A 4942-nucleotide genomic window follows, 5' to 3' on the forward strand; every position below is an offset into this window, starting at 1 on the left:
TACTACGCTTGGGGGCTTAATCTGGTGGTTCAATATAAAACAGGATGAATACTTCATCATGCAAGAACATAAGGTTGGACTTCCAGTATGGCCATATAAGTACCGAATATTAATCCGTGAGAATCGCATGGAAATAGCTAACTCTAATGATCATGAGGAGATATTGATGGACTGGAGATATTTAGAGAAGCATGCAATTCCTCAAATTGAAGACAAAATCGATATAGCAAAGACAATAGGAGAGACAATTCAAAATATTGATGCATCTGAAATCATAACTTCAGTAATTGAACCAGTAATTAAATCGTTTCTGTAGTTTCCATGAAAAGTCATTTGGTTATTCTGGTTCATGGTTACTTCAAAGGTAGACATGATATGTCTTTCCTGGAATCTGGGCTTAAAAATAAGGGATATGATGTTTTGTCCGTAGCCCTTCCCACCACATTCAAGAGCCTTAGTGATTGCTGTAAATCCTTAAAGCTACAAATTGATGCATTAAACTCTCCACATAGCAAATATAGTTTTGTAGGTCACAGTATGGGAGGATTGATAATTCAAGAATACTTAGATAATTATAGAATTCCAAACTTGGGAAGATGTATTTTTATTGCTACACCATTTAAGGGTTCAAAACTGGCAGATATATCTTCATCTTTTCCGCTGGTAGATTCAGTATTCAAACCGCTTCAAGTACTCACTTCTAATGTGGAAAGGATTTCTCTTACTAGTAGGTTTAATGAAGTACCTGAAATAGGTGTTATTGCTGGTACTAAAAACAATCTATGGATGGGTAAGATATTCTTGTCACAGATTAGTGACGGACGAGTGGAAGTTGAATCTACTAAGATTGATAATATGTCGGACTATATTGAATTACCCTACGGTCATAAAGAGATCCATCATAGAGAAGAAACTTTAAAGCAGGTAGAAAGTTTTCTTCAGTCTGGGTACTTTAATCGTACAAAGTGCTGTTAGGGTGGATGTCACCCACTATTACCGATCCAAGATTATCACCCACGGTTACTTTTCCCAAATCTAGGGATGTCGATGTGAGGACAGAGTCTTGGAAAAGGCGATCGCCCACCCTGCTGCCTGGTTGACTGACATATCTTTTCTAGTAGGTTGGGTGAAACAACGTGGAACCCAACTCTAGCCTTTATTCTGTTGGGTTACGCTAGCGCTCACCCAACCTACGAGAGAATCAGGGTTGTGTGAGTTTTGTCAGTCAATCAGCCCTGCTGCTCCAGAGGGGCGATTCTATTTTTTGTGGGGTACACCCCCAATCAATGGTCGTAAGATACTCCTCAGCGATTTGCTAAGATTCTGGAATAAGGCGATCGCAAACCAGAGAACTATCCTATTGCTGGAGTCCGGAGTCTATGCGTAAACAGACGATTCACTACACATCCCCATTAGATGCCTTAATAGCTGTTGCCAAACGTCTGAGTCTCTATGAAACCCAGCAAAACATGGATTCTGAGGAATTTTTTACCCAATATACTCAAGGATTGCTATCGGATGAGGCTCATTTTATAGAATGGGCAAATGACTACCGTCACTATCTTGCCCTACGCCAGGAACTAGAGCAACGACTCAAGCATGTTGCCTAACCGCCTATCTGATTACCTGAATCAAGTGGAGCAAGCCGTTCTCCAATGTAGCATTGGTTATGTTGAACGCTATGAAGAGGAAATTTTGACCCTAAACCAGGCTAACCTGAGGATTCGATTGCGATTCAATCAGACCCATCTGTTAGAAATTAATGAAGCGATCGTCATTACAGATAATCAGTTGGAATTTCTCGATTATCGCTACCACTTTCAGGACGAACAAAATCGCTTAATTTTCCGCTATGACAGCACCCCTCATTTTCCCAACCTTCCCAATTTTCCACATCACAAACACCTGCCTGATGCAGTGATTGCCTCTGAAAAACCTGAAATTATTCAAGTCTTGAAAGAAGCAACGGCAGTATTGGGGTAAGGGCGATCGCCCATGCCAATATGTACGTTAGCGAGTGAAGATTAGACTGCTGCTCTAGAGGGGCGATCGCTCCTTCAAAAGTCTCTAAAATAAAGGAACGTTCAGGTCACGTAGACCCTAAGGATATTGTGATAAGTACTCAAATCACCATGACCCTGCCAGACGACATTTACCAACGTGCTGAACGATTCGCCCGGTTAGCAAACCGCGATATTGCGAGTGTACTAGCAGACACCATTCAGTCTTCCATTCCTTCGTTAGACCCGATGCGCTCGATCTTGAACCCATAAGCGACGTTTCTGAGACCAGGTTCTCGCGCTAACAGAATTGCAGATGGAGCCAGAGCAGGACGCCCGCTTGAGTGAATTGCTCGATCTCCAACAATCTGGTCTTCTAGAGAAAGACGAACGCTCAGAACTACAAACTCTGATGCAAATTTATCAAGAGGGATTGCTACGGAAAGCGACTGCTCTGAGTGAAGCTGTGAACCGTGGATTAATGGAACCGTTGAGCGAGTGAGCCAAATTTCTGAAACCGTTCGGTTGAGAGTGAGGGCAGCAGCCAATCATCAGTGCGGATACTGCCGTAGCCTTCAGAAGTACGGTTTAGGAAGGTTAGAACCGACATTCCGCAGGTTGACAGGGATTAATTTAGGAGATAGTAGCGGCAGGCCGGGAAGCCCATGAGGCGGATAATGCTGCACAGCTGCCGCAACTGCCGTTGCAGCCCTTTTTTCTCCTTTTCGAGAGGTTTGAGCCAATCGTCTGACTCACGCCGGTGGGGGCTTTCCACCAGAATCCACCGCTGCTCCACCCCGCCATAGGTCTGCCGTTGCTCCCATAGTCGATGGCCTTCCAGCTCACAGGGCATCTCAGTCAACGATTCAAGGCTACTATCCACTAAAGTTTGAGCAGCCTTGAGGGTCACAGGTACCCGGCTCAGCCACGGCAAACTCCCCACCGCCTGAATATTCGGTTCGCTATAGAAGGCCGCATCAACCACCATCAAGGCGGGCGTCTCCCACTGCTCGGCGAAGGCTGTCCTCAGCCCCGCAAAGGTCTGACTGTCGGTCTCATGGCCGCTACCAACCTTAAACCACACCGGGATGCCACCGTCGGCAGTACAGATCAAATTGACTAAAAACTGCTTCAAGTCGGGTCGAGGGTCTCTCGAATAGCCCCGACAAATCTCAATCGCCTGGGGGACCTCTGACCCGCTCTCCGGCTCTACCTCAGGCCCGTTCACGGATGGATACTCACCGTCGAGGGCAAACGAGGTCGAGGCCAGATGCCCCTGGCTGACGCTGACGCCAAAGCGCTTGACCGCCTGCATCGCTACCTTCAGAAAAACAGCGTCGTGCCGTACTCAAACAGGCGATCCAACCCTCGCCCCAGGCGGTCATCCTTGAGATGGGCTGCCGTAATGCCAGGCCCCAGTAGATGCTCCACGAGTTTGCCTTCGAAGAACTCGCTGAACAGATACAACGGCGCGCTGACAAACCCCAACCCATTGAGAATCATCGCTTTCAGCACTTGTCCGGGGCTGATGTGGTTCAGGCTATGGGCATCGAGTAGCTCGTCGGCCAGCTCTACCATCCCGATCTCATCCACGAGCGCGGCCACTAAGCCCAAGTGATCCAGGTTCTCTATCTTCATGGCGCGATCCCAATGCGTGCCATGAGCTTACCTCAACGCCCTAAATCCCATTTCGTCAACCTGCGGAATGTCGGGTGCAACATCATCAGCCTTGCCCTTGGCAAACGGAAGAATTTTCCTTCGTGCGCCTAGTAGCAGCTCAAATCAGCACCGCCATTATCCAAACGCATACCCTTCAACAAGTTCAGTCCCTCGTTGATGAGCGTACGAGTCAGCTTCAGCGTAGTTTGGATGTACAAGCTAAGCTATACAACAAAACACGGCAGCAAATTCAGCAGCTTCAGGAGCTTAATCGCTGACTGCCTGACACATCTTGAGGCGGCATCCCAGGGTGGTAATTGGCATCGCAAGGACTGGATCCTAGAGAACCAGATGCGGTCATAATACTGGGCTTCCGCTTTTTTTAGAGGCAAAACAGGGCTCTGGGTCAACGGTCAATAGGGCGATGGGTTTGAGCAATGGACGCCCTTTGTTGACAGCACCCTTGAGCCAACGGAGGCCGATGTTGAGATAGCTGATGCCCCGTGTCCAATGGGGGTCAACCTGAGTGCGGAGGCCATCAAGTTGAACCGCCATACCCTGGGTGGTGCCATAGAGGATGGCGATAGCGGCGACCAGATAGAGCCGTTCAAGAGCTTGAGCTGAGCGGATGCCCGAGTCTTCTAGCTCAAAGACCCCAGATTTAGAATCGAGGAAAAGCTCCTCGACTCGGAACCTGAGGGCATATTGCCACAGGGTATTGAGGGAGGGCGGTTCATCGGTGATGACGGCCCAGGGTTCCTTGACGCCTTTGACGTTAGCCAGAACGAGGTTGCAGCGCCAGCGACCATCCGTCCATAGGCCAACACCCTCATAGAATCGAGCTTCGCCCTTGGGGGGCCACAGATAGCCGACTTCAATGGAATGACGGCGGGGGCCATGGACCACCACGTCACTGGGTAAGCGTCAGCAATAGTGCCAGGTGCTCTGACTCAGTCACGCCAGTAGGTCATGGTTGGCAAACCCTCGGTCGGCTAGCAACATCACATCGGGGTAGGCCTGCAGCAGTTGATGGGCCAATCGCAGCATCGGCAAATACCGTTGAGCACTGACAGTGGCACTGGGATGCTCCAAAACCCGCCACAGCAGCGGCACCGCACGTCCGCAACAGGTCACCGACAGGTGAATCATGCAATAGCGATTCCACAAGACCGTGGTATCGGGCGCCAGGTAGAGCCGTCGCCCTTTCCACTGATGGATGGCCGCAAACCTGAGTGCCTGACAGAAGTAGGTGAACAGTAGACATATCAGGACAAAGAGGAAAT

At 48.9% G+C, this 4942-nt stretch carries 9 protein-coding genes and 1 pseudogene; 6 read left to right on the top strand and 4 right to left on the bottom strand.

Annotated features, from left to right (window positions below):
* The 6 genes from ACUVQO_RS20635 to ACUVQO_RS20660 form a co-directional block, all read left to right on the top strand.
* On the top strand, positions 1 to 316 hold a 316-nt coding region (locus tag ACUVQO_RS20635), incomplete at its 5' end, for a hypothetical protein (protein WP_445927708.1).
* 5 nt (positions 317 to 321) lie between these two features.
* Complete coding sequence (locus tag ACUVQO_RS20640) at positions 322 to 975, top strand: alpha/beta hydrolase (protein WP_445927709.1); 654 nt, start codon at positions 322 to 324, stop codon at positions 973 to 975.
* Between the two features lie 404 nt (positions 976 to 1379).
* Complete coding sequence (tumA, locus tag ACUVQO_RS20645; protein ID WP_445927710.1) at positions 1380 to 1610, top strand: antitoxin TumA; 231 nt, start codon at positions 1380 to 1382, stop codon at positions 1608 to 1610.
* The gene (tumE, locus tag ACUVQO_RS20650; RefSeq protein ID WP_445927711.1) at positions 1600 to 1983 is read left to right on the top strand and encodes a toxin TumE; all 384 of its coding nucleotides are present in this window, start codon (positions 1600 to 1602) and stop codon (positions 1981 to 1983) included. The genes tumA and tumE overlap by 11 nt, the downstream gene beginning before the upstream one ends.
* A gap of 128 nt (positions 1984 to 2111) precedes the next feature.
* Positions 2112 to 2273: a hypothetical protein gene (locus ACUVQO_RS20655; protein ID WP_445927712.1), complete on the top strand. Its 162-nt coding sequence runs from the start codon at positions 2112 to 2114 to the stop codon at positions 2271 to 2273.
* Positions 2274 to 2316: 43 nt separating this feature from the next.
* Entirely contained in the window at positions 2317 to 2502 is a 186-nt protein-coding gene (locus tag ACUVQO_RS20660; protein ID WP_445927713.1) for a hypothetical protein, read from the top strand.
* A 126-nt stretch (positions 2503 to 2628) separates the two neighbouring features.
* On the opposite strand, the gene ACUVQO_RS20665 is transcribed toward ACUVQO_RS20660, so the two are convergent.
* The 4 genes and pseudogenes from ACUVQO_RS20665 to ACUVQO_RS20680 form a co-directional block, all read right to left on the bottom strand.
* Positions 2629 to 3315 (bottom strand): IS1634 family transposase, encoded by a 687-nt coding sequence (locus tag ACUVQO_RS20665; protein ID WP_445927714.1) that lies wholly within the window; start codon positions 3313 to 3315, stop codon positions 2629 to 2631.
* A gap of 8 nt (positions 3316 to 3323) precedes the next feature.
* Positions 3324 to 3638, bottom strand: coding sequence for a DUF4277 domain-containing protein (locus tag ACUVQO_RS20670; protein WP_445927715.1), 315 nt, complete (start codon positions 3636 to 3638; stop codon positions 3324 to 3326).
* A 378-nt stretch (positions 3639 to 4016) separates the two neighbouring features.
* Complete coding sequence (locus ACUVQO_RS20675; protein ID WP_445927716.1) at positions 4017 to 4568, bottom strand: hypothetical protein; 552 nt, start codon at positions 4566 to 4568, stop codon at positions 4017 to 4019.
* Between the two features lie 45 nt (positions 4569 to 4613).
* Positions 4614 to 4942, bottom strand: a pseudogene (locus tag ACUVQO_RS20680) (hypothetical protein); the annotation flags it as partial.

The sequence above is a fragment of the Leptodesmis sp. genome (assembly GCF_052746595.1).

What these genes read in the sequence shown, in the direction of transcription:
- ACUVQO_RS20640 (WP_445927709.1), top strand. Translation starts at nt 322, where the DNA reads ATGAAAAGTCATTTGGTTATTCTGGTTCATGGTTACTTCAAAGGTAGA.
- ACUVQO_RS20660 (WP_445927713.1), top strand. Translation starts at nt 2,317, where the DNA reads ATGGAGCCAGAGCAGGACGCCCGCTTGAGTGAATTGCTCGATCTCCAA.
- tumE (WP_445927711.1), top strand. Translation starts at nt 1,600, where the DNA reads ATGTTGCCTAACCGCCTATCTGATTACCTGAATCAAGTGGAGCAAGCC.
- tumA (WP_445927710.1), top strand. Translation starts at nt 1,380, where the DNA reads ATGCGTAAACAGACGATTCACTACACATCCCCATTAGATGCCTTAATA.
- ACUVQO_RS20665 (WP_445927714.1), bottom strand. Translation starts at nt 3,315, where the DNA reads ATGCAGGCGGTCAAGCGCTTTGGCGTCAGCGTCAGCCAGGGGCATCTG.
- ACUVQO_RS20670 (WP_445927715.1), bottom strand. Translation starts at nt 3,638, where the DNA reads ATGAAGATAGAGAACCTGGATCACTTGGGCTTAGTGGCCGCGCTCGTG.